The sequence below is a fragment of the Gammaproteobacteria bacterium genome (assembly GCA_027296625.1).
GTDB lineage: Bacteria > Pseudomonadota > Gammaproteobacteria > JAKEHO01 > JAKEHO01 > JAKEHO01.
Genome location: JAPUIX010000107.1, coordinates 1 through 26,764 on the forward strand (window position 1 = coordinate 1; position 26,764 = coordinate 26,764).

At 52.3% G+C, this 26,764-nt stretch carries 29 protein-coding genes and 1 tRNA gene; 16 read left to right on the forward strand and 14 right to left on the reverse strand.

The genetic code is table 11. From position 1 onward, the window contains the following. The first annotated feature begins 323 nt into the window (after positions 1-323). The 11 genes from lolB to O6944_05695 all read left to right on the forward strand — a co-directional run bounded on the left by lolB (position 324) and on the right by O6944_05695 (position 7,940). Positions 324-953, forward strand: coding sequence for a lipoprotein insertase outer membrane protein LolB (lolB, locus tag O6944_05645; GenBank protein MCZ6718618.1), 630 nt, complete (start codon positions 324-326; stop codon positions 951-953). Beyond that, complete coding sequence (gene ispE / locus O6944_05650) at positions 950-1,795, forward strand: 4-(cytidine 5'-diphospho)-2-C-methyl-D-erythritol kinase (protein ID MCZ6718619.1); 846 nt, start codon at positions 950-952, stop codon at positions 1,793-1,795. The genes lolB and ispE overlap by 4 nt, the downstream gene beginning before the upstream one ends. A gap of 44 nt (positions 1,796-1,839) precedes the next feature. Continuing rightward, positions 1,840-1,914 (forward strand) — tRNA-Gln (locus O6944_05655). Between the two features lie 29 nt (positions 1,915-1,943). Next, a complete protein-coding gene (locus O6944_05660; protein ID MCZ6718620.1) occupies positions 1,944-2,897 on the forward strand; it encodes a ribose-phosphate pyrophosphokinase in 954 nt (317 codons plus the stop codon). Positions 2,898-2,983: 86 nt separating this feature from the next. After that, complete coding sequence (locus tag O6944_05665) at positions 2,984-3,685, forward strand: 50S ribosomal protein L25/general stress protein Ctc (protein MCZ6718621.1); 702 nt, start codon at positions 2,984-2,986, stop codon at positions 3,683-3,685. Positions 3,686-3,706: 21 nt separating this feature from the next. Then, entirely contained in the window at positions 3,707-4,315 is a 609-nt protein-coding gene (gene pth / locus O6944_05670) for an aminoacyl-tRNA hydrolase (GenBank protein MCZ6718622.1), read from the forward strand. A 90-nt stretch (positions 4,316-4,405) separates the two neighbouring features. Continuing rightward, entirely contained in the window at positions 4,406-5,497 is a 1,092-nt protein-coding gene (ychF, locus tag O6944_05675; protein ID MCZ6718623.1) for a redox-regulated ATPase YchF, read from the forward strand. Positions 5,498-5,615: 118 nt separating this feature from the next. Beyond that, positions 5,616-6,071, forward strand: a complete 456-nt coding sequence (locus O6944_05680) for a gamma-glutamylcyclotransferase (protein ID MCZ6718624.1) — start codon at positions 5,616-5,618, stop codon at positions 6,069-6,071. Positions 6,072-6,090: 19 nt separating this feature from the next. Continuing rightward, positions 6,091-6,735, forward strand: coding sequence for a class II aldolase/adducin family protein (locus O6944_05685; protein ID MCZ6718625.1), 645 nt, complete (start codon positions 6,091-6,093; stop codon positions 6,733-6,735). Positions 6,736-6,889: 154 nt separating this feature from the next. Further along, entirely contained in the window at positions 6,890-7,291 is a 402-nt protein-coding gene (locus O6944_05690) for a hypothetical protein (protein ID MCZ6718626.1), read from the forward strand. A gap of 67 nt (positions 7,292-7,358) precedes the next feature. After that, complete coding sequence (locus O6944_05695; protein ID MCZ6718627.1) at positions 7,359-7,940, forward strand: YajG family lipoprotein; 582 nt, start codon at positions 7,359-7,361, stop codon at positions 7,938-7,940. A 119-nt stretch (positions 7,941-8,059) separates the two neighbouring features. On the opposite strand, the gene O6944_05700 is transcribed toward O6944_05695, so the two are convergent. From O6944_05700 to rpe, 7 genes are all read right to left on the reverse strand, one after another. Continuing rightward, complete coding sequence (locus tag O6944_05700; GenBank protein MCZ6718628.1) at positions 8,060-8,953, reverse strand: SMP-30/gluconolactonase/LRE family protein; 894 nt, start codon at positions 8,951-8,953, stop codon at positions 8,060-8,062. A gap of 15 nt (positions 8,954-8,968) precedes the next feature. Next, a complete protein-coding gene (gene trpC / locus O6944_05705) occupies positions 8,969-9,784 on the reverse strand; it encodes an indole-3-glycerol phosphate synthase TrpC (GenBank protein ID MCZ6718629.1) in 816 nt (271 codons plus the stop codon). A gap of 59 nt (positions 9,785-9,843) precedes the next feature. Continuing rightward, positions 9,844-10,860, reverse strand: a complete 1,017-nt coding sequence (trpD, locus tag O6944_05710; protein MCZ6718630.1) for an anthranilate phosphoribosyltransferase — start codon at positions 10,858-10,860, stop codon at positions 9,844-9,846. A 126-nt stretch (positions 10,861-10,986) separates the two neighbouring features. Next, a complete protein-coding gene (locus O6944_05715; GenBank protein MCZ6718631.1) occupies positions 10,987-11,568 on the reverse strand; it encodes an aminodeoxychorismate/anthranilate synthase component II in 582 nt (193 codons plus the stop codon). A gap of 49 nt (positions 11,569-11,617) precedes the next feature. After that, positions 11,618-13,114: an anthranilate synthase component I gene (gene trpE, locus O6944_05720; protein MCZ6718632.1), complete on the reverse strand. Its 1,497-nt coding sequence runs from the start codon at positions 13,112-13,114 to the stop codon at positions 11,618-11,620. A gap of 3 nt (positions 13,115-13,117) precedes the next feature. Beyond that, positions 13,118-13,786 carry a phosphoglycolate phosphatase gene (locus O6944_05725; GenBank protein ID MCZ6718633.1) on the reverse strand — a complete coding sequence of 223 codons (669 nt, stop codon included), beginning with the start codon at positions 13,784-13,786 and terminating at the stop codon, positions 13,118-13,120. A 76-nt stretch (positions 13,787-13,862) separates the two neighbouring features. After that, positions 13,863-14,537: a ribulose-phosphate 3-epimerase gene (gene rpe / locus O6944_05730; GenBank protein MCZ6718634.1), complete on the reverse strand. Its 675-nt coding sequence runs from the start codon at positions 14,535-14,537 to the stop codon at positions 13,863-13,865. A gap of 169 nt (positions 14,538-14,706) precedes the next feature. Here rpe and O6944_05735 point away from each other — a divergent pair, with 169 nt between their 5' ends. Both O6944_05735 and O6944_05740 read left to right on the forward strand, forming a co-directional pair. Next, on the forward strand, positions 14,707-15,162 hold the full coding sequence (locus tag O6944_05735; GenBank protein ID MCZ6718635.1) for a CopD family protein: 456 nt from the start codon (positions 14,707-14,709) through the stop codon (positions 15,160-15,162). 129 nt (positions 15,163-15,291) lie between these two features. Further along, positions 15,292-16,065: a sulfite exporter TauE/SafE family protein gene (locus O6944_05740; protein ID MCZ6718636.1), complete on the forward strand. Its 774-nt coding sequence runs from the start codon at positions 15,292-15,294 to the stop codon at positions 16,063-16,065. A gap of 124 nt (positions 16,066-16,189) precedes the next feature. Here O6944_05740 and queG read toward each other — a convergent pair whose 3' ends face one another. Then, the gene (gene queG / locus O6944_05745; GenBank protein ID MCZ6718637.1) at positions 16,190-17,272 is read right to left on the reverse strand and encodes a tRNA epoxyqueuosine(34) reductase QueG; all 1,083 of its coding nucleotides are present in this window, start codon (positions 17,270-17,272) and stop codon (positions 16,190-16,192) included. Between the two features lie 256 nt (positions 17,273-17,528). Between queG and O6944_05750 the strand changes: the two genes are divergently transcribed. Next, entirely contained in the window at positions 17,529-18,632 is a 1,104-nt protein-coding gene (locus O6944_05750) for an AI-2E family transporter (protein MCZ6718638.1), read from the forward strand. 62 nt (positions 18,633-18,694) lie between these two features. On the opposite strand, the gene O6944_05755 is transcribed toward O6944_05750, so the two are convergent. The 3 genes from O6944_05755 to O6944_05765 are packed head-to-tail and all read right to left on the reverse strand — an operon-like array spanning position 18,695 to position 21,164. Next, a complete protein-coding gene (locus O6944_05755) occupies positions 18,695-20,101 on the reverse strand; it encodes a PhoH family protein (protein MCZ6718639.1) in 1,407 nt (468 codons plus the stop codon). A 25-nt stretch (positions 20,102-20,126) separates the two neighbouring features. After that, complete coding sequence (locus tag O6944_05760; protein ID MCZ6718640.1) at positions 20,127-20,594, reverse strand: peroxiredoxin; 468 nt, start codon at positions 20,592-20,594, stop codon at positions 20,127-20,129. Between the two features lie 42 nt (positions 20,595-20,636). Beyond that, positions 20,637-21,164, reverse strand: coding sequence for a glycine cleavage system protein R (locus O6944_05765; protein ID MCZ6718641.1), 528 nt, complete (start codon positions 21,162-21,164; stop codon positions 20,637-20,639). Between the two features lie 219 nt (positions 21,165-21,383). Between O6944_05765 and dapA the strand changes: the two genes are divergently transcribed. Both dapA and bamC read left to right on the forward strand, forming a co-directional pair. After that, a complete protein-coding gene (dapA, locus tag O6944_05770; protein MCZ6718642.1) occupies positions 21,384-22,274 on the forward strand; it encodes a 4-hydroxy-tetrahydrodipicolinate synthase in 891 nt (296 codons plus the stop codon). Between the two features lie 12 nt (positions 22,275-22,286). Beyond that, a complete protein-coding gene (gene bamC / locus O6944_05775) occupies positions 22,287-23,456 on the forward strand; it encodes an outer membrane protein assembly factor BamC (GenBank protein MCZ6718643.1) in 1,170 nt (389 codons plus the stop codon). An 11-nt stretch (positions 23,457-23,467) separates the two neighbouring features. On the opposite strand, the gene der is transcribed toward bamC, so the two are convergent. Genes der through O6944_05790 form a run of 3 tightly spaced genes read right to left on the reverse strand, consistent with a single transcriptional unit; the run spans position 23,468 to position 26,649 of the window. Continuing rightward, a complete protein-coding gene (gene der, locus O6944_05780) occupies positions 23,468-24,811 on the reverse strand; it encodes a ribosome biogenesis GTPase Der (GenBank protein MCZ6718644.1) in 1,344 nt (447 codons plus the stop codon). A gap of 21 nt (positions 24,812-24,832) precedes the next feature. Further along, the gene (gene bamB / locus O6944_05785) at positions 24,833-25,996 is read right to left on the reverse strand and encodes an outer membrane protein assembly factor BamB (protein ID MCZ6718645.1); all 1,164 of its coding nucleotides are present in this window, start codon (positions 25,994-25,996) and stop codon (positions 24,833-24,835) included. Continuing rightward, the gene (locus tag O6944_05790; protein MCZ6718646.1) at positions 25,993-26,649 is read right to left on the reverse strand and encodes a tetratricopeptide repeat protein; all 657 of its coding nucleotides are present in this window, start codon (positions 26,647-26,649) and stop codon (positions 25,993-25,995) included. The genes bamB and O6944_05790 overlap by 4 nt, the downstream gene beginning before the upstream one ends. Positions 26,650-26,764 lie beyond the last annotated feature (115 nt).

Below are 26,764 nucleotides of genomic sequence, written 5' to 3' on the forward strand. Positions count from 1 at the left end.
AATGCTACGCCCTGTAGGAATTCCTGACTACAAGACGCGTTAATAACACGCTTTAGGCGTCGCACCGAACCCTCGCTATGGGTCGGAAGCAGACGTTGGGGCTTGTGGCTTACGCTGCGACGCCAGTTATTCGCACGGAGAGTAGCAGTCTAAGTGGGAACGCCATGAATCGACTATCATAGCCACCTTATCGTCATGCCCAGCAGGCCGCGGAAATGGGCTCAAGGGAAATATACTATGGTTCGTAGCAAGCCCCGACCGTGTAGCTAACTGAGTAGCTAGAACCCAGCCGGTGATATAGATATCAGTTATATCAAGCACTTATGCTCAGTCAACGTATTCAACCCGTGAGATGCTTTATCCTCTCAGCACTGGCTGTCTTGCTCACAGCCTGTGCTGGGCTTTCTACGACCCCCTCTGGGGATACCGCGCTGCAGCGGGCCTGGCGCACCCACCAAGCCAAGCTTGCTACCCTTCAACATTGGTCATTGACGGGCCGTGTCGCGATTCAAACGGAAAGCGAAGGGTGGAGCGCGACGTTGCGATGGACTCAGCACGAGGATGCGTACTCCATGCGCCTCATCTCCCCGTTTGGCCAAGGGTCCTACGAGCTACAGGGAGGAGCCGATGGTGTTGTCATGCGCACCGCGGACAATCAGATCCTTGTCGCGGAGGACGCGGAGGTCCTGATGCTGCAAAGCCTGGGTTGGAGTATCCCGGTAACGGGATTGCGTTATTGGGTGCGCGGGATCCCTGAACCAGGGCAACCAGTTGACAATATTGTGCTGAATGACGAGGGATACATGACGGATCTTCAGCAATCCGGATGGCGTGTCAGTGTACTGCGTTACGTTCAGGATGGTGATCTGACACTCCCTGAAAAGCTTTTCATGCACAATGCCAAGTTTAAGGTGCGCTTGGTGGTGCAAAACTGGGACACGGGTGCGCTATGACGAGCAACGTTTGGCTGGCACCCGCTAAACTTAATCTCTTTCTACACGTCATCGGCCAGCGAGCGGATGGGTATCATGTCTTGCAGACGGTTTTTCAATTCCTTGGGCGCTCGGACAGGATTCGTTTTACCGTGCGTCGCGACAGAGTTGTGCGGCGGACGAGCGACGTCAATGGCGTGGAGCCCAAGGATGACTTGGTAGTGCGTGCGGCCCGAAGCCTGCAGAGCGCAACAGGCACCTCACTCGGGGCGGATATTGACCTGGAGAAACGCTTGCCGGTGGGAGCGGGTCTCGGGGGAGGCAGTTCGGACGCCGCGACTACGTTGGTCGCACTAAATCAGCTTTGGGCGCTTGACCTATCGAGGCAGACGCTCGCTGAGATTGGTCTTTCGTTGGGTGCTGATGTGCCGGTGTTTATTTATGGCCGCTCGGCGTGGGCGGAGGGCGTCGGTGAGGAGTTGACTCCCCTGACACTCGACGAGCCCTGGTTTCTCGTCATCCAGCCACCCTGCACCGTTTCCACAGCCGAGGTGTTCAACGCACCGGATTTGACACGCAATACGCCTCCGATCAAAATACGCGCCTTCCTTGCGGGCGGTGGGCGCAATGATTGCGAAGCAGTGGTGCGAGCCCGCTACCCGGAGGTAGCAGAGGTCCTAGATTGGCTAGCGAACCGGGTCGAAGCACGTATGACCGGGACAGGTGGCTGCGTGTTTGCAAAATTCGACTCCGAGCGAATGGCTAGAGACATACTCATTGAAGTGCCGAACCGCTGGAAGGGCTTTGTGGCCAAAGGGATGAACCGTTCCCCCTTGCTCGATCGCGTGGATAACGAGGCCTAACTAGCCGGGTCAGTAGGTGCTGATATCGATATGACAGTTCGCACTGGGGTGTCGCCAAGTGGTAAGGCACGGGGTTTTGATCCCCGCATTCCCAGGTTCGAATCCTGGCACCCCAGCCAGTTCCTAATGGCGGGAGATTGAGGGCAGCATGTCACTCGCAACAATGATGATCTTTACCGGCAACGCCAACCCGCGGTTGGCGGAAGCGATAGCCGGACATCTCAAAATCCCCTTAGGCAAGATCAACGTGGGGCGCTTTAGCGACGGTGAGGTGATGGTCGAGATCATGGACAACGTCCGGGCCCGCGATGTCTTCATCGTGCAGCCGATATGCCCGCCGACCAACGACAATCTGATGGAGCTACTGGTAATTACGGATGCGATTCGTCGGGCCTCGGCGGCACAAATCACGGCTGTAATACCGTATATGGGCTATGCGCGTCAGGACCGCCGGCCTCGCTCGGCACGGGTGCCCATCAGCGCAAAGGTCGTGGCTAACATGATCGCGAGTGTTGGAATAGACCGGGTATTAACGGTTGACCTCCATGCCGACCAAATCCAGGGTTTCTTTGATATGCCGCTTGACAATGTCTATGCATCGCCGGTTCTGCTCGGGGACATTTGGACACACAAGGATTCGGACCTCGTGGTGGTCTCACCTGATATTGGGGGCGTGGCACGGGCAAGGGCGTCGGCCAAGCGTCTCGACGATACGGAACTTGCAATCATCGACAAGCGCAGGCCCAACCCGAATGAAGCCCAGGTGATGCACATCATCGGTGACGTGAATAGTCGCACCTGTATCATCATTGATGATGTCGTTGATACAGCTGGAACACTTTGCAAAGCGGCAAGCGCATTGAAAAACAATGGGGCAAAGAATGTGGTGGCGTACTGTACGCATCCGGTGCTCTCAGGGAATGCAGTTCAGAATATCGAATCGTCAGAGTTGGACGAGGTGGTGGTTACCGATACCATTCCGTTACGTGAAGACGCCGCCAATTCCAAGCGGATTCGCCAGCTCAGCGTGGCAGGGATGATGGCGGAGAGTGTGCGCCGCATCAGTGAAGGCGAATCGCTGAGCTCGATGTTTATAGACTGATTCAGTTGACTCCAAGCCTGGTCGCGGGATTGGAGTCGATGGTCGCCGCCGAAAAGCGGCTTTGGCACCAGAAGAGGAGTGCGATAATGAGCCAATTTGAACTCAATGCAGAGTTGCGAGAAATCGTAGGGAAAGGTGCGAGCCGCCGGCTACGTCGCGCCGGCAGGATCCCGGCGATAATTTACGGTGCGAGCGATGAACCCATTCCGGTCGCTCTTTATCATGATCAGATTACCCAACAGCTTGCGCACGAAGCATTTTACTCGAGCATCATGACGCTCAAGATCGGGGATCGGGTTGAACAGGTTGTCCTCAAGGATCTACAGCGTCATCCAAGTAAGCCTCAAATCCTACACATGGATCTGCAGCGCGTTCAGATGGACGAAAAATTGACGATGCGTGTACCGTTGCATTTTGTCAATGAAAGCACCTCCCCCGGCGTTAAGGAGGAACGCGGGATTGTTACGCATCTAATGACGGATCTTGAAGTGATGTGTTTGCCAAAGGATCTGCCCGAGTATATGGATGTCGACTGCGGAGCGCTGCGCGTCGGCGATACAGTCACGCTTGGCGACATCAAAATCCCGGATGGTGTGGAGATTATGGCGCTTTCCAAAGAGGGTGGGCACTCTCGACCTGTGGTGGCGGTCCAGCCGCCGCAAGTGATCGAGATAGAGGAAGAGGTGGCAGAAGAAGCGGAGGTCGCTGCCGCGGAGGAGGAAGCGGCTGTCGGTGAAGAGGCTAAGGAGCCCAAAGCTGCTGAGGAGCCAGAAGAGAAGCAGGAATAGCACTGACCCAGAGCGTTGCTTTTGCCTTCACGGATTGATTTGATCGTGGGCTTGGGTAATCCTGGCCGTGAATACGCTGACACGCGGCACAATGCCGGGTTTTGGTTTGTTGATCAGCTCGCCCGTCAGCATGGCCTCGAGTTCCACACGGAAGCGAAGTTTTACGGCAGCGTGTGCCGCATCAGTGAAGACGACCACGATTGCTGGCTGTTAAAGCCCAATACGTTTATGAACGAGAGCGGACGGTCCGTCGCTGCACTCGCCCACTTTTATCGTATCCCGGCCGAACGTATCTTGATTGCCCATGATGAGATTGATCTGCCCCCGGGTTATGTGCGCCTCAAGGAACAGGGTGGGCACGGCGGTCACAATGGATTGAGGGATGTCATTAAGCACTTGAGTGAGGATGCATTCGTGAGGCTGCGGGTTGGCGTAGGGCACCCTGGTGATCGTGACTTGGTCACGCCCTATGTCCTTGGGCGTGCAACACAGGCCGAGCGCGACGCAATTCAGACCGCAATAGATGATGCAATGGAAGTAATGCCGATGGTAATTGAAGGGGACCTGCAGCAAGCGATGAACACGCTGCACGCACAACCACCAGATGCACCCGCCGAGGATGTGGACTAACGTAGTAAAGGACACAAGCCGGCAGACTTTCTGTTGGTTCGGGAGCACGCCGAGCAACCATCAAAGCATTGATAAACTAAAGGCCGACTCATGGGATTCAAATGCGGGATCATCGGTCTCCCGAATGCCGGTAAATCAACCCTCTTTAATGCCCTAACCGGCGCCGCAGTGGCGGCGGAAAACTATCCATTTTGTACGATTGACCCACATGTTGGTGTTGTGGAGGTGCCGGACGGGCGGCTACAGCAGATCGCCGCGCTTATTAAGCCTCCGCGTGTGGTGCCTGCGCATATGGAGTTTGTTGATGTCGCCGGGCTTGTCGCGGGCGCCTCAAAAGGTGAGGGACTGGGTAACCGATTTCTTGCGCACGTTCGCGAAACTCAAGCAATTGCCCACGTCGTACGTTGTTTCGAGGATCCAAACGTTGTACACGTGCGTGGCGTGGTGCAACCAGTTTCTGACATCGACGTCGTGAATACGGAGCTTTGCTTGGCGGATCTGGAAACAGTCGAAAATGCACTTGTCAGGGAATCGAAGAAGATCAAGACGGGAAATAACAAAGCGCTACCGGTGCATGCGATCCTTGGGAAGGCACGGGATCACCTCGATGGTGGCTTGCCCGTTCGAACCATGGTGCTTGCGCATAAGGAACAACTTGTACTAGATGAGCTGCATCTTCTCACGTTAAAGCCGACCCTTTACATTGCCAACGTGGATGAGCACGGATTGTGCAATGACCCCGGGCTTTCTGAGCTACGTGAGTTAGCTGAAAGGGAAGGCGCGGTTGTTGTGCCCCTCTGTGCCGCGTTTGAGGCGGCGTTGAGTGGACTATCAGATGAGGAAAAGGAAGCGTTTTTGGCTGAGCTCAGCATCGATGAACCTGGACTGAATCGCGTCATTCATGCAGGCTATTCCTTGTTAGGTCTGCAGACCTTTTTCTCCGCGCAACCAAATGAAGGACGTGCCTGGACCATTAAAGCGGGCGCTACTGCACTAGATGCCGCGGGGATGATCCATAGTGATTTCAAGCGTGGCTTTATTCGCGCAGAAGTCATTTCATTCGAAGATTTCATCGCCTGCGAGGGCGAACAGGGCGCAAAGGAAGCGGGGAAATTACGACTCGAAGGTAAGGACTACGTTGTTCAGGATGGCGATGTGATCTTTTTCCGGTTTAACGTGTAGTCTGTTTAAAGAAAACGTCAGGGATCAGTGAAATGGCCAAGTGAATTTGGCCGGATTGCTGGCTTAAAGTACATAGCGAATTTGGTTAAGGTATAGGGGATTGGCGAGTGTGTCATCGATGACGGAAGGGTCTAAGAGCTATTTGTTCGTTTATGGAACGCTCAGAAAAGTGCTCGAACACCCATTGCACGAGGTCCTTACGATCTACGGGGAATTCGTGGGCGATGCTATTATGCCAGGTCGTCTCTATGACGCAGGGGATTATCCTGCGGCTGTTCCCGCACCTGATGGCACCGAGGTCATACATGGGGAGCTCTATTATCTGCGAGAACCGCAACGTATTTTGGACAAACTGGATCGGTACGAAGGATGCATTGCGCCTGAGGCTCGGCGAGCTGAATATCGTAGAGAATACTTTGATGTGCGCCTCTATACGGGCGATCGTGTGAAGGCTTGGGTCTATCTATATAATTTACCGACCGAACAACTTACCCAAATCCCCTCAGGCGATTATCTGCAGTGGTTAGACAAAGGGAACGGGCGAAAACGCAAAGCCTCGATGGAATCTGACTAGCTGGCTAGCACGGGCCAACATGAAACACCACAAACTTCGCGTGGAGATCATCGGGTTTGCCCGGGCAATGAATCAGTGCGGGTTGAATCAAGGGACATCAGGAAACGTAAGCGCCCGCATTCAGGGTGGCTTTCTAATCACACCAACGGGGATTAGCTACGAGGTCATTGAAGCTAAGGACATTGTGGAGGTGGAGATCGATGGCCATGGCCCCCCCGGACAGCTTAAACCGTCAAGTGAATGGTATTTCCACCGCGCAATTCTGGTTGCCCGTGATGATGCCAATGCTGTCATTCATGTGCATTCTCCTTATGCTACGGCTCTTGCCTGTACTGGCAGAGGCATTCCGGCGTTTCACTATATGGTGGCATTTGCTGGGGGCAACTCGATACGGTGTGCACCGTATGCGACCTTCGGAACGGAGGCGCTTTCTGTGAACGTGGTCCAGGCATTGAAGGGGTGTCAGGCTTGTTTACTCGCCAACCATGGCATGGTGGCTATTGGACCTAATCTGGAAACGGCTTACCGTTTAGCCAGGGAGATTGAGTATCTAGCCAAGCAATACTGTATTGCTTTGCAAATCGGCGGAGTGACCCTGCTTGATGAAGATGAAATGCAAAGGGTGCTTGAGAAGTTCCGGGATTACGGTAAGCAAGATGTCTGAACATTCCCGGCGATGTATACGGATTCCACAAAAGATCTTTGTTTTCTCCCATATGGGTGCACGTGGCGCAATGGGACGTCAGACGGTAAACTGAATGCATTCACGCCATGGGGAGAAATCATACGGCGTTACGTGGAGGTAGGACCAGATGAACATGAAGCGATTCTTAATTGCCTGTGTGGTGGTTTTTATTTTTATATTTGCCTATGAGTGGCTATTCCATGGTGTCTTGCTCCGTGACCTGTACGCAGAGACACCAACACTTTGGCGTGGACAGGCAAACATGCAAGGATACCTTCATTGGTTGCATATCGGCCAACTTTGGTTTGCTGTGCTATTTTGTTTGATTTTCGTTAAGGGTTATGAGAATAAAGGGTTAGGTGAGGGGATCCGGTATGGGCTATTGATTGGATTATTGTTCATTGGTCCAAATCTCATTATCTATGCTGTGCAACCGCTACCAGCAATACTCGTTGTCGCTTGGTCAATCGGTGGCCTCATCGAGATGATCATTGCGGGTCTCATTGCTGCCGCGCTGTATCGTCCAGCGATCTGATGACGGGTTGCAGGATGGAGATGGCCTGACCAGACGTCGATACGACATCGTTCGGTTCGGAGGCTTTATGCGAATTTCTTGCTACATGATCTTTGTATGCGTGCTTGCGACATTGCCGGGGTGTGCCCTGAGCCCGCAGACAATCACCATCGACCCGGTCCTACAGGTGGAACGGGCTCAGGCTATTGGCCAGGGGAGAACTCTTGCACTGGAGGTGGTGGATAGCAGGCCAAGCCCTATTATTGGCAAGCGCGGCGGGGTGTACCCCGAGACGTCATCCATCAGCACGACGGGTGACATTACGCCAAATATATGGCGGGCTGTCAGTGCCGTGCTCAGTGATTATCAGTTTTCTGTGGTCGAAGGGGATGCTGACGGGTCACTGAAGATGAAAGTGGTGATTGAGTCGATTGATTATGTGGCATCCGGTGGATCTCGCGTAACCGGGGTGACAACGAGTGCAGTCGTTGGAGTTGTATGCGTCAATGGGACACGGGAATTCACAGGCCGCTACAGAGGCAACACCTCAAGAGATATTTTCATTACACCCGACACAGAGGACAATCAAAAACTCATCAATGAGACCCTTGCTAAGGTGTTGGATCGCGTGGTCTCCGATGAAAAACTCTTGGAGTTTATTTCCCAATAAGGTCAGTGCATCGTAAGCATTTGGAATCAGTTAAACTCAGAGTCTCACGTTGTTTCTGAGTAGGAAGCGCTGCGTTTTCCGGGCGGCTAAAATTTTGAACTGCGTCTAACGGTTGTGCCCTAGTCAGAATCGTGAGCTCTATAGGCGACGATCTTATCATTCAGCATCATGGGGATTATGATGAGATCGCGCTCTCCAATATACTCGTGATCGGCTGCTCCTTTTGCCAGTGTAAGCAATACTTCTGCTTCTCCTGTGGGTTTGATGTGATAGAGCTTGCCAGCCACCCAATCGGTGACGTAATAGTCGCCATCCCTATCTGATTCGACGCCGTCGAGATTGCCAACAGGCATGCCGTTCCCGAGGCTGCTTATAGACTTGTCTTTATAAGCCACGACTTTGAGGTGCCCTGGGACCTTTGTATCGAAACCTTGTGTTCGAACTCCCCACGCAGCAACGACGAGTCGATCCTGTTCGGCATGTAACCCGTTTGGAGACTCTAATTGGGGACTAATGAGCCAAACCTCAAAGGTGTTATCGCTTAACCGGTAGATAGTATCGGTCATCATGTCAGAGACATAGACATTGCCATGGTGATCCACCGTGACGTCGTTAAGGAACACAGCATCCGACGCCTCATAGCGGTTTATGATCTTGGCCTTAGCGATATCGATTTCCACGAGGGCGTCGACGTCGGACACATAGAGGGTGTCTTCGTGCAGCGCAAGCCCTTTTGGTGCATTGAGCGAGGTTACCCATTCAAGTTCAATGATTTCACCATCCATGGCGACCTTGGAAAGATATCCTTGGCCGTTTTTCTCGTCTGCTGGACCATTAACGTTGGAGACGTAGAGAATATCGCGTTTGCGATCGTGGATGACAGATTCAGGCTGCTTGAATACCGCAGGGGTTTCCCAGATCAGAACCAGATCCTCGCCATGTGCCGAAATATTGAGTGGCAGTATCAAGCCTAGCAGGCAAGTGAAGCAGGTAAGCGCGATTCGTTTTGCCATCGTTGTCTCCTGTTTCTAGTTTGCGGCTGATAAATCACCGAATAGCTCTGTGAGTTTTGCGCCTGGGTCATCAGCTGACATAAGCGCCTCACCAATCAGGAATGCATTGACGCCCTGTTTTCGCATTAACGCCACATCCTCCCGGGTATGGATTCCGCTTTCCGTAATCACGGTGCGGTCATGAAACACATCGACTAGTAGCCCGATGGTTGTTTCAATATCCGTCTCAAAGGTATGAAGGTCTCGATTATTAATTCCAATCAATGGGACGCGTAACATGAGACCGCGTTCTAGTTCTTCCCGGTTATGAACTTCAACGAGCACCCCCATCCCAAGTTCTGCTGCAAGCTCTGAAATGTCTTGCATCTGCCGATCTGTGAGGATTGCTACTATTAATAGAATGCAGTCGGCACCGATCACTCGTGCTTCGTAGACTTGATACGGATCAACCGTGAAGTCTTTGCGCAACACGGGCAATGATGAGGCAGCGCGTACCTGCCGAAGGTGATCGTCAGCACCCTTGAAAAATGCGCCATCGGTAAGCACCGATAGACAAGTTGCGCCGGCCTTTTCGTAGGATACAGCGATCGCTGCAGGCTCATAGTTTTCCCGAATGATCCCTTTACTCGGTGAGGCCTTTTTAAGCTCCGCAACGACTGCGGCTTTCCCAGCTGTGAGTTGTTGTGTGATGGCGGCAACAAATCCTCGGGTAGGCGGTTGATCCGCAGCTCGCTGTTTCAGTGAATCTAACGGCGATCGTGCCTTCTGATCGTCAATATGCTCTTGTTTGCATCGAAGAATCTCTTTGAGGATATCTGGTGTGTCAGTCATAGGTAGAATGGAACCAGGAAATTCGTGTTAGTGTTGGTTGATCCTAGGAGACTACGTTGCTAGATGCTGTTCGTGAACTCAATTAGGGAATTGAGTTTTTTCCGAGCGGCACCCGTAGCGATCACCGATTGTGCTGTTTCGATTGCGCCTTTTAGATCCTCAGCTAATCCTGAGGTATAAATTGCGGCGCCGGCGTTCAAGGTGACGATATCCTGAGGGGGGCCCAGTTTGTTGTCAAGGACTGCGCGCATAACTGCTAGACTTGCATCCACACTGTCCACAGTGAGCACGTCTGCGCTGGCCCGTGTTAGGCCGAATTGTTCTGGTGTTATGTCATAGGTTTCGATTGTGTTGTTTACTAGTTCCGCGACAGATGTCGGTGCCGATATGCTGAGCTCGTCCATCCCGTCTGCGGCGTAGACAACCATCACGTGTTTATTTCCGAGATCTTTAAGTACAAGGGCGAATGCTTCGACCCATTCCTTGCTGAAAACGCCGAGTACATGATTCGGTGCACCAGCCGGATTGGTTAGGGGACCCAAAAGGTTAAATATCGTACGCATCCCCAATTCACGGCGTGGCCCAATGGCATATTTCATAGCGCTGTGATGCAAGGGTGCAAACATAAACCCGAGACCGATATTATTGATGCAACTTGCGGTTTGCTCGGGTGTGAGGTCGAGCTTCACACCAGCCGCTTCGAGGACGTCGGCACTTCCGCACCGGCTTGAAACGGCGCGGTTCCCGTGCTTCGCGACCCGGGCCCCCGCCGCAGCAGCGACAAAAGCGGCCGTTGTGGAAATATTAAAGGTACCCACTCCATCACCGCCGGTTCCGCATGTGTCAACCAGGTGGTCTTTGGAGACAACTACTTTGGTTGAAAGTTGGCGCATCACCCGGGCCGCCGCTGCGATCTCGGTTACGGTCTCGCCCTTCATGCGCAGTCCAACGAGAAATGCACCAATTTGCGCAGGTGTTGCCTTGCCGCTCATGATGGTATGCATCACGGTGCTCATCTCGTCGGACGTCAGATTGCGGTGTTCAGTTACGGCGCGAATGGCCGCTTGCATTTCCACTTGCGACTCCTGGCAGCTCTTCGGTGTGTTTAGGAGTGAACGAAGATGCGCGTCAGCGAATTCTGGGGGCGGCGCCGGGTTGCGCGTCGTACCCAAGCTCATGTGCCCTCATCTCGGTCATCGCACTCAATTTAGGGCTAAAAAGTTCGCCAGCAAATCATGCCCATGGCGCGTGAGGATAGACTCCGGATGAAACTGGACACCAATGACAGGATAATCTCGGTGCCGCACCCCCATAATTTCGTCGATCTCACCGTCGGGCGTCTCAGTCCAAGCGGTTGTCTCCAGGCAGTCCGGGAGCGTATCTTTTTCCACGACAAGCGAGTGATAGCGCGTTGCGACGAACGGATTCTCGAGCCCCGTAAAAACGTCACTGCCTTTGTGTTTAATTAATGAGGTTTTGCCATGCATGATCTCATTCGCGTGAACGATTCGGCCACCAAAAGCTTGGCCGATGCTTTGATGACCAAGGCAGACGCCGAGCACGGGGGTTTCGCTACTAAAGCGCTTAATCACATCAATTGATATGCCGGCTTCGTTTGGTGTGCATGGGCCAGGAGAAATCACAATATGATTAGGCGCAAGTCCTTCAATTTCAGCCAAGGTGATCTGGTCGTTGCGGTAGACGCGAACGTCGGCTCCGAGCTCCCCGAAATATTGCACGAGGTTGTAGGTGAAGGAATCGTAGTTGTCTATCATCAGCAGCATACAATTACCTGCTCAGCTTAGATGCAACATGATTACGTCATTGACGTGTCTATTGCCCGTTGAGTCCTTTTTCGGCCATCGATACGGCACGAAAGATAGCGCGTCCTTTATTCATCGTCTCGTCCCATTCCCGGCTGGGTATCGAATCGGCTACGATCCCAGCGCCAACCTGGATATGCAAGGTTTTATCCTTGATTAGTGCGGTGCGTATGGCAATGGCAGTGTCCATGTTACCAGCCCAGGACAGGTAGCCCACAGCACCGGCATAGACTCCGCGTTTAACTGGTTCGAGTTCATCAATGATCTCCATAGCACGGATCTTGGGAGCGCCTGACACCGTTCCTGCCGGAAAGGTTGCCCGCAGCACATCAATTGCCGTCTTTCCAGGCTTCAATTTGCCCGTAACGTTAGACACGATATGCATCACGTGGGAGTAGTATTCAATGATCATCTGTTCCGTTACACGAACAGTTCCCATCTCGGCAACACGGCCAACATCATTTCGGCCAAGGTCGATTAACATCAGGTGTTCAGCGAGTTCTTTTGGATCACTCAGCAGGTCGCGCTCTAGTGTTTGGTCTTCTTCCTCATTTTGGCCACGGGGCCGGGTTCCCGCTATCGGCCGTACCGTCACCAAACCGTCTTCCAGGCGTACTAAGATTTCCGGCGAGGAGCCGACGATATGGAAGTCATCCAAGTCCAAATAATAGAGGTAAGGGGACGGATTTAAACAACGCAGGGCACGATAAAGATTGAGAGGTGGTGCTGCAAACGGGATAGATAATCGTTGTGATAGTACGGTCTGCATTACATCGCCCTCGACAATGTAGTGTTTAATCCGTTTAACTGCGTCCTCAAATTTTTCTCGGGTAAATCCTGAAACGAAATCTTCTTCCTTTACGGACCGAGGATCGGGCGTGTTCGGATCTGATAGAGGCGCCTGCATCAATTGCTCTACAAGCGTGTCAAGACGGTGGTGGACCTGCTCAAAAGCAGAGCTATCTTCAGGATTAGCGTGCACAATAATGTAAAGTTTCCCGCTGAGATTATCGAAGACGACAACCTCGTCAGACACCATCAACAAAATGTCCGCACAGCCTAGCGGATCGTCTTGGCGCAGATTGGCAAGTCTAGGCTCGATGTAGCGGACCGTATCGTAGCCAAAATAGCCAACAAGTCCGCCGGTCACACGGGGAAGACCGGGGATAGGTGCAACACGAAATCGTCCGTGAAACGATTCGATCCACTCTAACGGATCGTCAGCTTCTGTGTGCTCGATAACGTTGCCGTCTTCCTCAACTTTGATTTCGTTGCCGGCGATACGCACGACGGTTTTGGCTGGCAGGCCAATTATGGAGTAACGACCCCATTTTTCGCCGCCGTGGACGGACTCGAACAAATAGGAGTATCGGCCTTTTGCGAGTTTCAGATAGGCGCTTAACGGCGTGTCCAGATCCGCCAAGACCTGGCGCATCACTGGGATTCGATTGTACCCCTGCGCGTTGTACGTCTCGAATTCTTGGTGAGTAACGGCCGAGGATTTCATCGCCTAGATCAACGACGGTAATTCAGCGAGCGAATCGACGGTTGCATCCGGCCCGGCGCCGTCGATGTTCCCCCCTTGGTTGTAGCCGTATGTTACGCACAAGATTTGAAAACCTGCTGCACGGGCAGCCTGGATATCATTCACCGTGTCGCCGACCATCAGAGCCTTTTCTGGCTCAACGCCGAAATACTGTGCGGCATGCAGCAAGGGCATCGGATCTGGCTTCTTCTTGGGCAGTGTGTCACCACAGATAATGATGGCAAAGTCGTCATAAATGCCAAGTGTCTGGAGCATTGGCTGAGTGAACTGCGCAAGTTTGTTGGTTACGCAGCCTAATTGGTAGGCTGACTGCTGAAGGTAAGTCAGACCCTCACGTGCACCTGGATACAGCGTGCTGCGCTCGCAAGTGTTTTCCCCATAAAGCTCGAGCAATATGGCGAACGCACGATCGAACAACGCATTGTCTGGTTTCCCCTCAAAACCATCGACCAGCGCCCGTTTCACGAGGCGCTGCAGGCCGTTTCCCATCCACTGGCGAACCTTCTCAGTGCCGCGTGGCGGAAGGCCAAGGTGCTCAAGCATCCGGTCGATGCAATAGGCAAGATCCGGTACGCTGTCGACCAGCGTTCCGTCCAGATCGAGGAGCACCATTTCAGGTTTGCTGAGACACATTGGATTCTAGGAGTACGGGACCTTAACAGATCGATTTACGTCATTTTGCAAGCGGTACTATCCGGTTGCCACACGACTATCTCCCTAACTTCGCAAGCTCATGGCGCATGGCATCAATCGTCGTTTTGTAATCATCACTTCCAAAGATTGCCGAACCCGCGACAAAGGTATCTGCACCGGCGCTAGCAATTTCTTGAATGTTCTCGACCCTTACCCCGCCATCAATCTCAAGACGAATGCGATGACCACTTTCATTGATTATATGACGTGCCTCCTTTAACTTTGCGAGCACGCCCGGGATAAATTGCTGCCCGCCATATCCTGGATTAACGGACATAAGCAATATCATATCGACTTTATCTAATACGTACTTGAGGCAATCGAGCGGCGTTGCCGGGTTGAATACGAGCCCGGACTTACAACCGGAATCGCGTATCAGTTGCAGTGTGCGATCAATATGTTCACTGGCTTCAGGGTGAAACGTAATGTAGGATGCCCCGACCTTCGCGAAATCCGGAATGATGCGGTCTACTGGTTTAATCATCAGATGTGTATCAATCGGGGCGGTGATCCCATAATTTCTGAGTGCCTCGCAGATCACGGGGCCAAACGTGAGATTGGGCACGTAGTGGTTATCCATCACATCGACATGAATAAAATCTGCGCCTGCGTTGAGAACACGACTCGCCTCGTCACCGATCCGCGCAAGATCAGCAGACAGGATTGAGGGGGCTATCAGATACTTAGGCATGTTGCTCCCAGGAAAGCGTCTCATTGTCGAAAATTAAAGAGCGCAACTTTACCGTATTAGGCCACCGATGGCCACTCAGCGTGACCCATAGCCTTGCACCGATCCCTTCGGTACGATGGTAACCCTTAACCAAAAAGCCTAGAAAGGAATCGTTGAAGAGGATCCTGGCATGGCAATCGCATTGGCTATTCATATTCTATCCGCAATCATATGGGTAGGTGGTATGTTCTTCGCCTACGTGTGTCTACGTCCTGTTGCAAGCTCGCTGTTAGAAACGCCGCAGCGTTTGCCGTTATTATCTGGAGTCCTGAAGCGATTTTTCCGATGGGTATGGGTTGCCATTATTCTTCTTCTGACAACGGGGTTTTGGATGGGCTTTGGTCTGTTCAAAGCCCTGTCGAACTGGCCACTGTACGTTCAATTAATGATGGGTCTCGGGATTTTCATGGCCCTACTTTTTGTCTATCTGTTCTTTGTACCCTATCAGCGACTCACGAAGGTACTGGCCAAGAACAATCTAAAGGAAGCTGGGTGTCAATTTGGTCGCATTCAGTTGATTGTCGCCATCAACCTCATACTGGGTTTTTTAGTGTCGATTATCGCGAGTGCAGGCAGATATCTGTGATGATTCATATAGCGAAAAAGTGGGGATAAGCAGTGTGGCGAAGATGTAGGCAACACACTCGATTGCCCTGATCCCCGTACGGCCAATTGAAACAAGAGGCACTTCCTATATAAAAGGTGCAAAAGATAGATGGACTATCTGATAGTGGCCCTGACATGTATGGGTGCCAGTGCCATGACCTTTTTCTCCGGGTTCGGGCTGGGCACGCTCATCTTACCGGTTTTTGCGATCTTCTTTACGGTCGATGTCGCTGTAGCCTTAACGGCCGTGGTTCACTTTCTGAACAATCTGTTTAAGCTCTTCCTAGTGGGCAAATATGTGGACAAAAGGATCGTATTGCGTTTCGGGTTCCCTGCAATCGGTGCCGCCTTTCTTGGTGCTTGGCTACTTGTTTGGCTAATCGACATTCCTCCCCTTTATGAGTACGAAATATCGAACCACACATTTTACGTCACGCCAATCAAATTGACGGTCGCGGTCCTGATCTTTGTTTTCGCTATATACGATGTGATGTCAGAAGTACCGTCAGCCTCATTCAATCAGCGATACCTTCCGCTTGGTGGGCTAGCAAGTGGATTTTTTGGTGGACTTTCCGGATACCAAGGCGCGCTTCGCAGCGCGTTTCTGGTCGGTTGTAATCTTTCAACGGCAACGTTTATTGGCACCAGCGCAGTGATCGCCTGCCTGGTCGATGTTGCACGCATCGCTGTATATGGATCTCACTATACTGCTCAAGGACTCAATAATTCGATTACCCTGGTAGCCACGGCGGCCCTAGCGGCTTTTATTGGAACATTTATTGGTTCAAGGTTCATCAAAGCAGTAAGCATCACGAGGGTGAGAGATCTTGTTGGGGGGCTCCTATTAATTTTTGCCCTCATTCTTGGCATTGGCCTGATTTGATGAGCCCCGGTCTTGAACGCGAAACATGGTCTTGATGCACAGTGCAATGGGTCCTGCTTTAACAAAACGGAGATCGCGTATTATCCGTCTCGTGAGGGCTTTAGCGTTTGAGGGCCTCTAATGCTTATACGTTACGGCCATGCTGGCGTAATGCCCAGGCAACGTGCTCTTGTACTAGCGCCGATGGGTACGATTGTTTTTCCTCGAGTGCGGCGATTACCTTCTGTGACGTGGGCGTGTTACCCAGGGCAACTGCGATATTTCGAAGCCACATTTCATAGTTAATGCGTCGTATCGCGGAGCCCTCTGTACGCGCAAGGAACTCGCTTTTGGTCCATGAAAATAGGTCAATAAGCGCCGGCGCGTCTAATCCGCTGCGCGCCCTAAAATCATTTTCTTCTGTATTCTGTGCAAAGCGGTTCCAGGGGCACACCAGCTGGCAGTCATCGCAACCATAAATGCGATTGCCAATCAGAGGACGAAATTCCTCGGGTATTGTCCCCCGAAGTTCAATTGTGAGATACGAAATGCAACGACGTGCATCAAGCTGATAGGGGCCGAGAATTGCTTTGGTTGGACATATGTCGATGCAGGCCGTACAAGTTCCGCAATGGTTGCCGTCGCTTTCCGGGTCTGTGGGCAAGGGAAGATCGGTATAGAGTTCTCCTAAGAAAAACCAAGATCCAACGTTGCGATTAATTAGGTTGGTATGTTTGCCGATCCAGCCAAGGCCTGCCTTTTGTGCCAGCGCCTTTTCAAGCACTGGGGCACTGTCGACGAAGGCGCGGTATCCGAACGACCCGGTTACGGCCTCAATTTTGTCAGCAAGTACCTTTAGGCGTTTTTTCATCACTTTGTGGTAGTCCCGCCCCAAGGCATATCGGGAGACATAGGCGAGTGTTGGGTCGTGGAGCACGGTTTGCGGGTGTTTCGCGTCGGGGGGAAGGTAGTCCATACGAACAGAAATAACGCGAATTGTGCCAGGCACAAGATCGATCGGGCGACTCCGTCGCATACCGTGGTATGACATATAGTCCATCGCGCCATGCATCCCTTTGGCGAGCCAGTTGAGCAGGTGGACTTCATCGTTATTCAGGTTGGTATCAGTGATACCGACCTGCTGAAAGCCAAGCTGATTACCCCATTGCTTGATCTGCTGTGCAAGGGTTACGTAGTCGGCGGCCGAATGCTTTCTTGTCGTTAGCATCGCTGTGTTCACATCTAGGAATCGGTTAGAGGCTCCTTATAGATAAGTGTAAGCTTTTTTCATCACGGACAAAAAGCCAATGTATTTGATCAACGCATCATACTGCTCGATAGTCTCGCTCGGCGGCTGGGCTCACCGGGAACGAACTTTAATCCTCATCTTGCAGGGGCTATGATGTATCGATATAAAGGGTCCACGTCATGATTCTTCCAAGGTTAAAAAGTGGCAGAGCTGAGCTACATGGTTGACTTTTTAGATGATTGAGTACCTAAAGAGCTGGTATCACCGGTACTTTTCTGATCCACAGGCAGCACTGCTTGCCATCCTTTTGGTGCTGAGCTTTGCTGTCATCATGACAATGGGGGAGATGCTCGCCCCGTTACTCGCCGCCGTCATCATTGCGTATCTTCTTGAGGGGTCCGTCTATCAGATGGAAAAGCGCGGGATTGTGCGTATTCTTGCAGTAACCTCTGTGTTCCTCGTGTTTTTGGCATTTATTGTTTTTCTCGTACTAGGACTCTTTCCGCTTCTGTCTCGCCAGCTGACTGAGTTTTTCCAAGAGCTACCTAAAATGATTGGGAGCGGGCAGGAGTTGCTGTTGAGACTACCGGAGAAGTACCCACAACTCATATCTGCAGAGCAGGTTGCCGAAGTCATTGCGGGAATAAAAGCTGGCATCAGTGGCTTAGGTCAAAATGTGGTGTCTTATTCATTGGCTTCCATTCCAGCCATTATTACTGTCCTGGTGTATCTGATCCTTGTGCCTCTGCTGGTGTTCTTTTTCCTCAAAGACAAGTCCGAGATTACCGCTTGGCTAGGTGGGTTTTTGCCTCGTGAGCGCCGTTTGGTAAAGGAAGTGTGGAAGGAAATGGATGCACAGATCGGAAATTATGTTCGAGGTAAGTTCTACGAGATCATCATCGTTGGGGCGGTAACTTATATTGTTTTTAACCTGATGGATCTGTCTTATGCACCATTGCTTGCGGTGATCGTGGGTCTCTCGGTGCTCATACCTTATATAGGTGCTGCTGTGGTGACCTTGCCGGTGGCGCTGGTAGGGTATTTTCAATGGGGCTTGAGTTCCGAATTCGCTTGGCTGCTTGTATGGTACGCCGGGATCCAATTTCTTGATGGTAATGTCCTTGTCCCAATCTTGTTCTCTGAAGCCCTTAACCTTCATCCTGTTGCCATCATCGGTGCGATTTTGGTATTTGGTGGTTTGTGGGGGTTTTGGGGTGTTTTCTTCGCTATCCCGCTTGCGACCTTGGTAAAAGCACTAATCAATGTTTGGCCACGATCGGGGCACGAACCCGGTTCAGTTGCGGCACCTGATAAGCCCAAAGCCGACGAGGCAGCCTAGTCAAGTTTTCGATTGGTGGCTGTGCGTCGTACTCAATACAGAAGTTGCGAGTGAACGTATCGTTAAAGCGCTTCGGTAGCGAAATCCGCGAGTCGTGATCGCTCTCCACGACGCAAAGTAATATGTCCGCTGTGCGCCCAGTTTCTGAAGCGGTCGACAACATATGTCAGTCCTGATGTTGTTTCCGTCAGATACGGTGTATCAATCTGCTCGATGTTCCCCAGGCACACAACTTTAGTGCCGGGGCCTGCACGTGTGATGAGAGTTTTCATCTGCTTGGAAGTCAGGTTCTGCGCTTCATCAATAATGATGTATCGATTAAGAAAAGTGCGTCCACGCATCAAGTTGAGTGAACGCAACTTAATGCGGTTTTTTAGTAAATGTGCAGTTGCTGCACGTTCCCAGTCGCCACCTATGTCCGTATTGGTAAGGACCTCCAGATTATCCAGTAGCGCGCCCATCCAAGGGGTCATCTTCTCTTCCTCGGTCCCGGGGAGAAAGCCGATATCTTCCCCGACTGGAATGGTCACGCGAGTCATGACGATTTCCCGATAACGCTTGTGTTCCAGCGTCTGAACGAGGCCGGCGGCTAGCGCCAGCAACGTCTTGCCGGTCCCTGCTGCACCTAGCAGCGTCACAAAATCAACATCCTCTGCCATCAAGAGGTTGAGGGCAAAGTTTTGCTCTCGGTTGCGGGCATTAATGCCCCAGATGGTGTTTCCCGTACTGCGGTAGTCAATGACACGCTCAATGATCGCCTCTTCTTTATTGACATGGCGGACGATCGCTTCAAACGCGTCGTTGGAATCCGAGAATAGGCACTGGTACGGATAAAATCCGCCGCCGGTCGGATTAGGGAGGGCGTAGCTTGAATGTATACCTTTTTGTGCGGATACTTCGTTTATTTCTGGCCTTTCTATGAAATCCTCTCCGAGTTTCCCCATGCCTGTGTAAAGTAGGCTCACGTCATCCAAGACCTTATCGTTGTAATAATCTTCAGCTGGAATCCCAAGGACATGTGCCTTGATACGTAAATTGATGTCTTTTGATACGAGTGTGACGGTTCTTTGTTTGTGTAACTTTTGTAGCGCCAAGGCAGCGCCAAGTATTGAGTTATCTGGAATGCTGCCCGGTAAGTGCGCCGGCAAGTCTTCCATCAGCGTGCGAGTCTGCAGGAAAAGGCGACCATGTGGTATTGGGTTACCGTTTTGATGTTGGATGGCTGGCAACGCCAGTCCCTGCTCGATCGTGTTTTTATGCGTGTTCCCGATCAAGTCATCCAAAATTCGGCTGACCCGGCGAACGTTGCGCGCAACCTCTGATGACCCTTTTTTGGCAGCGTCTAGTTCTTCTAGTACCACCATCGGAACGTATACATCATGTTCTTTAAACCGAAAGAGTGCCCCGGGATCGTGCATTAACACGTTGGTGTCTATTATGAAAAGCTGGCGCTGTTTTGTCTTGGCCATGGTCATGAGGCAGGGGTAGTACGAATCAGGTAGATCTTATGGCGTCTAACACCTCGCTGATGTGGCCAGCTACTTTAACTTTTCGCCATTCCTTACGTAGGATACCGTTTTCATCTATCAAGAAGGTACTTCGCTCTACGCCCATGACCTTCCTGCCGAACATGGTTTTTTCTTTGATTACGTCATACTGGCTACATAGTATCTCATCCGCGTCGGATAGTAGATCGAAGGGTAACTGCAGCTTGCTCTTGAACTCTTCGTGGGATCGGATGCTGTCCCTTGAGACGCCCAAAATCACGGCATTATGGGTGGCGAATTCGGCAATGTGATCGCTGAATTCTTGGCCCTCGCGGGTACAACCTGGGGTATTGTCCTTGGGATAGAAATAAAGGATCACTTTTTTCCCTCTAAGACCAGAAAGGCGCACAGTCTTTGCGCCGGTCGCGGGCAGTTCAAAGTTAGGAACAGACTTTCCGAGTGTAGCTCGGCTCATAATGGGAGTTACGCCTTCGTGAATAACATTATTACGGGTTTGTCACTTTACGGGTTCGATGATCGCATCGAGGTTAAGATGATCACAAAAATCCATGAACTCCCCGCGCAAGGCAGCGATGGAAAGGCGACTTGGTATATTTATTGTCATGTGCAGCGAGAACATGGGAGTGCCGGTATGGTCGGCATGGTAGCTATTTGTGTACATATCTTGGATGTTTATATCTCGGGTCGCAAAAAAGTGGGCTATGTCGTTAACAATGCCCAGACGATCTAGGGACACAACGTCTACGGCATATGGCACAAACGTCGCTGCTGGCTTCGGAGAGTCAGTACGCTTCGCGGTGATACTTAAATCAAGTCTTTCCTCAAGACGTGGCAACATGTCTTCAATCTTTGCGATGGCATTCCAGGTGCCAGATACCATAAGAATCATTGCGATTTCGCCCCCCAGTACAGTCATTCGGCTATCCACGATATTGCAGCCACTGTCCTTGATGGCTTTGGAAAATTGGTCGACTATCCCGGGCTGGTTCTGTCCGAGTGAGACAATAACGAGGTGGTTTTGCATAGGAAATCGCTACAAGTTGGGGGCGCGCCTCGTGAGCATGTGAATCATTGTGCATTGATTGCGGCACGACCCGCAAGGGCGTTTACAGGTCACGGTATTGACGTGGGGGAACCATGAGTCGTGTTTGTTTGGACGCTTGTCTGGCCTGCTCTATTGTTGTCATGTCGATGCCAGGCCAGTAGTATGAAATGTTTGAATTCAATATGTTAGGCTGATTCGATGCTTCAAGGCAGTATGGTTGCGATTGTTACGCCCATGAAGGGGGGCGTAACGCATGATTCGCCTGTTGATTACAAACGCCTGAGGGACCTTCTGGAGTTTCACATTGAAAATGGGACAGATGGCATAGTTGCTGTCGGAACCACGGGCGAATCGGCAACGCTAGACGAACAGGAACATTGCGAGGTCATACGAGTCGTTGTTAAGCAGGTTGCGGGCCGGGTGCCCGTGATAGCGGGTACCGGGGCGAATTCCACGACGGAGGCTATTAGACTGACCCAGTGTGCCAAAGAAGCGGGTGCTGATGCCTGTCTCTTAGTTACCCCGTACTATAACAAACCCACCCAGGGGGGCCTCTATTTGCACCATAAAGCTGTGGCGGAGGCCGTCGTGATCCCTCAAATCTTGTATAACATTCCCGGGAGGACCGCGTGTGACATGCTGCCCGAAACGGTCGGGCGCTTGGCAAAGGTTGCCAACATTATCGGGATTAAAGAAGCAACGGCTGACCTTGTCAGGGTTGCGAAACTGAGGGAACTTTGTGGGAAGGATTTTCTCCTATTGAGTGGAGACGACGCTACGGCAATGGATTTCATGCTATTAGGCGGCAATGGTGTGATTTCTGTGACGGCCAATGTGGCACCAAGGGCGATGCACGAGATTTCTGCGGCCGCCATTGCCGGTGACCGGGCAGTGTCTGCGATAAACGACAAACTGGACGGGTTACACAAGGCTTTATTCGTCCAGTCAAATCCTATCCCGGTCAAGTGGAGCTTGTACCGCATGGGACTGATCGATGAAGCGATCCGCTTGCCTTTGACGTGGTTGGCGGAAGAGTTCCATGATGAGTTGAGGATGGCGATGGTACAGGCTGAGGTTTCCGTACTTTAGGTTCAGAGTGTGATGTCACGTAAATTGAATGGAGTGGTGCTGCTCCTGGCGATCACGCTTGTGGGTTGTCAATACTTTCCGACCCTCGATACTGTGGCGCCGGATCGACGGAAGGAGTACCGAAAGGCGCAGACGCTGGACGATCTCGAGATCCCGCCGGACCTTACTGCCGACTCGATTCAGGACACCATGGCTATTCCAGGAGGGCTTCCGGAAGGGGTAACTACACTGTCGGCTTATGCGGAGGAGAAGGAGTCGAGGTCTCGTGCCAAGCGGGAAGGTACAGCGGGTTCGACGGCCACCGGCGGCGCGGGTGTCATTGCCCTTGAATCGCTCCCCGACGAGCAGTGGCTCATTGTCAAGGGGAAACAATCTGACGTCTGGCCGCGGCTTCGCGAATTCTGGGCGAAGAAAAATTACGTTCTGGATTTAGACGACGAGGAGTTAGGTGTCCTGGAAACGGATTGGGTGGAGACGCGTACGAGTTCCGGGACGGTGCTGCGGGATAAATATAAGGTCTTTACGGAACCCGGTGCTCAGCCCGGCACCACGGCGCTCTTTGTCTCGCACGTGGGTGAAGTGCAGGTGCTCAATGAAGGAACCTTGGCATGGCAGGCGCGGAGCGATGGTGTCGAACTGGAACAACAGGCCGTTGCCCAGTTAAAAGCCTACTTTGGCGGTGGTACGACGGCGCCGGGTGCGGTGGCTGTGGCCGCGACTTCGGCGGCGTTATCGTACGATGGCCAGCCGGTCGGTGCGCCCGCACCTGCCAAACTTGCGGAGCTAGTGAGTGTCGGTGACGGGAAGGTCTATCTCACAGTGCTTGAAGAGTTCTCTAACGCGTGGCCACATACTGCAATGGCGCTTGACGAAGCGGGGCTCATGATCGACGACAAGGATCGCATACGGGGTGTCTATTATGTCCGTTATAGCGAAGATATGCAGCCGCCGGCGGCGGCTTCGGAAGATAAAGAAGGCTTATTATCAAAGCTGGCCTTTTGGAAGGGCGACAAAGATCAGTCGCCTGCTGGCGAGCAGTATGTGCTCAGTCTGACGAGTGTGGGGGACAATACGGAAATGGTGATCCTGGATGAAGATGGTGAATGGGATAGCAGTGTAGGAGCCGGGCACATCTTGAGTCTGCTCGAAGAGCAGTTTAATCAAGGTTCTTTCATTCCATAATGCGCCATTTGTTATGCTTGACTGCGATTAAATGGATTTTCTCCACGTCTAAACTCCACCCGCACAGGAGTTCCCTCAAGCCTTAGCGCCTTGCGCAGCGTGTTTTCCAGATAGCGGCGGTAGGGCTCCGGAACATGCTCGGTCTGGTTGCCGTGGATGACGACACGCAACGGATTATGCCCTCCTAGATGAGCGTACCGCAGTTTTATGCGTCGGCCGCGCACCACCGGCGGCGGCTGAGACTCGACGGCCGCATGAAGCAGACGTGTTAGCCTCGATGTTGGAATCTTCGTGAAGGTGGCTCTACCTACGCGATCAATCGCGTTGAAGAGTTTGCCGATTCCGGTGCCATAGAGAGCTGAAATATAGTATACGGGGGCGAAGTCGATGAAGTGCAGCTTGCGCTCGATTTGATTAGTTTTTTCGGCTTTTTGAGACACATTTAAGCGGTCCCATTTGTTGACGGCGAGTACGAGACCTTTGCCGCTGTCCAACACAAGCCCGAGTAACTTCGTATCCTGGCCTGTTACTCCTTCATTGGCATCTAATACCATGATAACGACGTGGGTCGTGTCTACGGCCTGTAATGTTTTTATGATACTAAACTTCTCGACAGCGTCTTTAACCCGAGCGCGCCGGCGTACGCCAGCTGTATCGATAAACGTGTAGTCTTCGCCGTTGCGCGTAAAGGGGATGACGATACTATCTCGGGTGGTGCCGGGCTGTTCATCAGTGAGTACGCGTTCCTCCCCGAGGATTCGGTTGACCAGGGTGGATTTTCCCACATTGGGGCGGCCAATGACGGTGATTCTGAGCGTATCTTCCGAATAGTCTTCCTCAGCCTCGCAAGCGCTCTCCGGCAGCGTAGAGAGAATAGCATCCATCATGCGATTGATCCGATGGCCGTACCTAGCCGAGATCGCATGAGGCGGTTGGAATCCAAGGGCGTGAAATTCGGCGCTTGCAACATCCGTGTCAAGCCCTTCGGTTTTGTTGATAACGAGGTATACGGGTTTACCGAGGACACGCAATTGGCCAGCAATGCCTTCGTCTGCAACAGTTAGGCCCGTACGCCCATCAACTAGCATCAATGTGAGGTCAGCCTCGCGGACTGCCTGAAGCGATTGGCGCGCGATCAATCCCGCCATGGACGCGCTGGCTTTTTCTCCGTCCCCGAGCCCTCCAGTATCGACAACGAGGTAGGACCATTGACTGTGTTGCCCTCGGCCAAACTGACGGTCCCGCGTCAGGCCAGGCTCGGCTGTGACAAGGGCATCGCGACTTCTGGTGAGCCTATTAAAGAGCGTGGACTTGCCTACGTTGGGGCGCCCAACTATGGCGATTACCGGTTTCATCGTTGAAGCTCTGTGTGAATTTTACTGGTAACGATAGGCGCCTAGCGTGCCGCCCGTCGTGTAGGCGAATAAGATGTTATTGATGACTATGGGTGGTGCGATAATGCTGTCATCGCTTACATGGTTCCGAGCGACAAACCGGCCATCGTTTTTATGCATCCAATGTAAATAGCCCTCAAGATCTCCGACCACGACGAAGTCCCCAAAGCTAGCCGGGGCGGTGGCGGCGCGGGCATGAAGCTTTTCCTGCTTCCAGAGTGATGTTCCGGTGAAGCGGTCTAAAGCCCAGACGTGACTTTGATCATCAGTAACATAGAGATTGTGTTCGTCTACGCCAATACCTGCGTATGAGGAAATCTCTCGGTTCCAAATCATGCGCCCGGTTTGTTGATCGATCGCTGCGATGCGGCCTTGAAAGGTCGCGACGTAAACGGTTCCATCGATGACGTACGGCTCACTGTCGATGTCAACAATTCTTTCGAGTTCCGTTCGTCCTGAGGGTATTGCGATCGGCGTCTCCCAGATGGGTCTTCCAGAATTCAGTTCAAGCGCAACCAATCGGCCACTGGCGAAGCCCCCGATCACCATGTTATCGGTTATCGCTGGGGTGCCGGTGCCACGCAACGTTAAGGCCGGTACGGTGCGCTCGTAAACCCACAGGCGCTCACCGCCTCCGGCATCAAGGCCAAAGACCTTCCCATCCACGGTACGAATGACAGCGACGTTATTTGCGATCCGAGGCGAGGCGAGGACCTCGCTGGAAACATGTGATTGCCATTGCAATGCTTTTTCCTGCTCCGCCACAGCGAGAACCTGTCCCTCGATTGTGCCGACCACCACGAGCCCGTCACCGATACCCGGGCCACCTGAAATTGGCGCATCCGTATCCAACTGCCATACGAGTTGTCCGTTGGTTGCGTCAAATGCACGGATCTCTCCACGTGGATCCGCGACGAAAACGTGGTCATAAGTCGCGGCGGGTGTTAGTTTGAGATATTGTTTACCAGCGCCCTTACCGGCGCTTTTGGTCCAAAGCGTTACGATCTCAATTTCAGCATCGAACTCTTCGAGTGGCGCCGGGGGATCCGCATTATCTTCCCCGCCCAAGAAGGTTGTGATGTAGTCGCCGACACCACAGCCGCTTAATTGGATGATGCCGGCGATCAGGCACAGTCTTAGGATCATTGCTCGTCAGCTTCTGGGGCGGCCAATTGTCCCAAGTCATCAAGTTTCAATTGCAATATGGAACGGTCACTGGCGGTGGCGTCGGTGCTCGCGAGCGCCTGTAAGTAGGCAGCACGGGCCTGGTAAGGTTTACCTTGCGCAACAAGGATGTCACCTCTTAGCTCTTGGTAAGTGCCGAGAAATTGCCCTACATCGACCCCGCCGATCATTGCCTCCGCGTCGGCGCTGTCCCCCTCAGCAAGTAACAGCCGTGCAAGGCGTAATCTGGCGATGTGTTGGAATTCACTCTGATTCGATTGCTCGAGAATCGACATTAGGTATCCTTTTGCATCCGTGATCCGATCGTCTTCTGTTGCCATTCTTGCCAGACTGAACGCTGCAAGTGTCGCGTAAGCGCTACCCTCAAATTGATCGATAATTGACTCGCCGAGCTCGTGAGCAGCCTTACTTTGCCCTTGCTTGGCCTGAATCGCCATTTCCTGGAACTGTCGAGAGGCTTTTTGAGCTTCTTCGGTAACGTGTGCTTGCCATTCGCGCCAGCCGAATATCGCCCCAAAACCAATGACACATCCGGTAATGACAGCTTTACCGTTTTCTCGCCACCATTTCTTTAGGGCTTCGACTTGCTCCTCTTCGGTGGTATAAATCTCCACGACACCCTCCTTGGGGTTACGTAATTTACTGGTGCTGCGATTTTACCCGGCACGCTCGGCAATAGTAGCTAAGCTATTATAACGCGCCTTCCCCTGGTTTCGCTGCAAGAGGCCG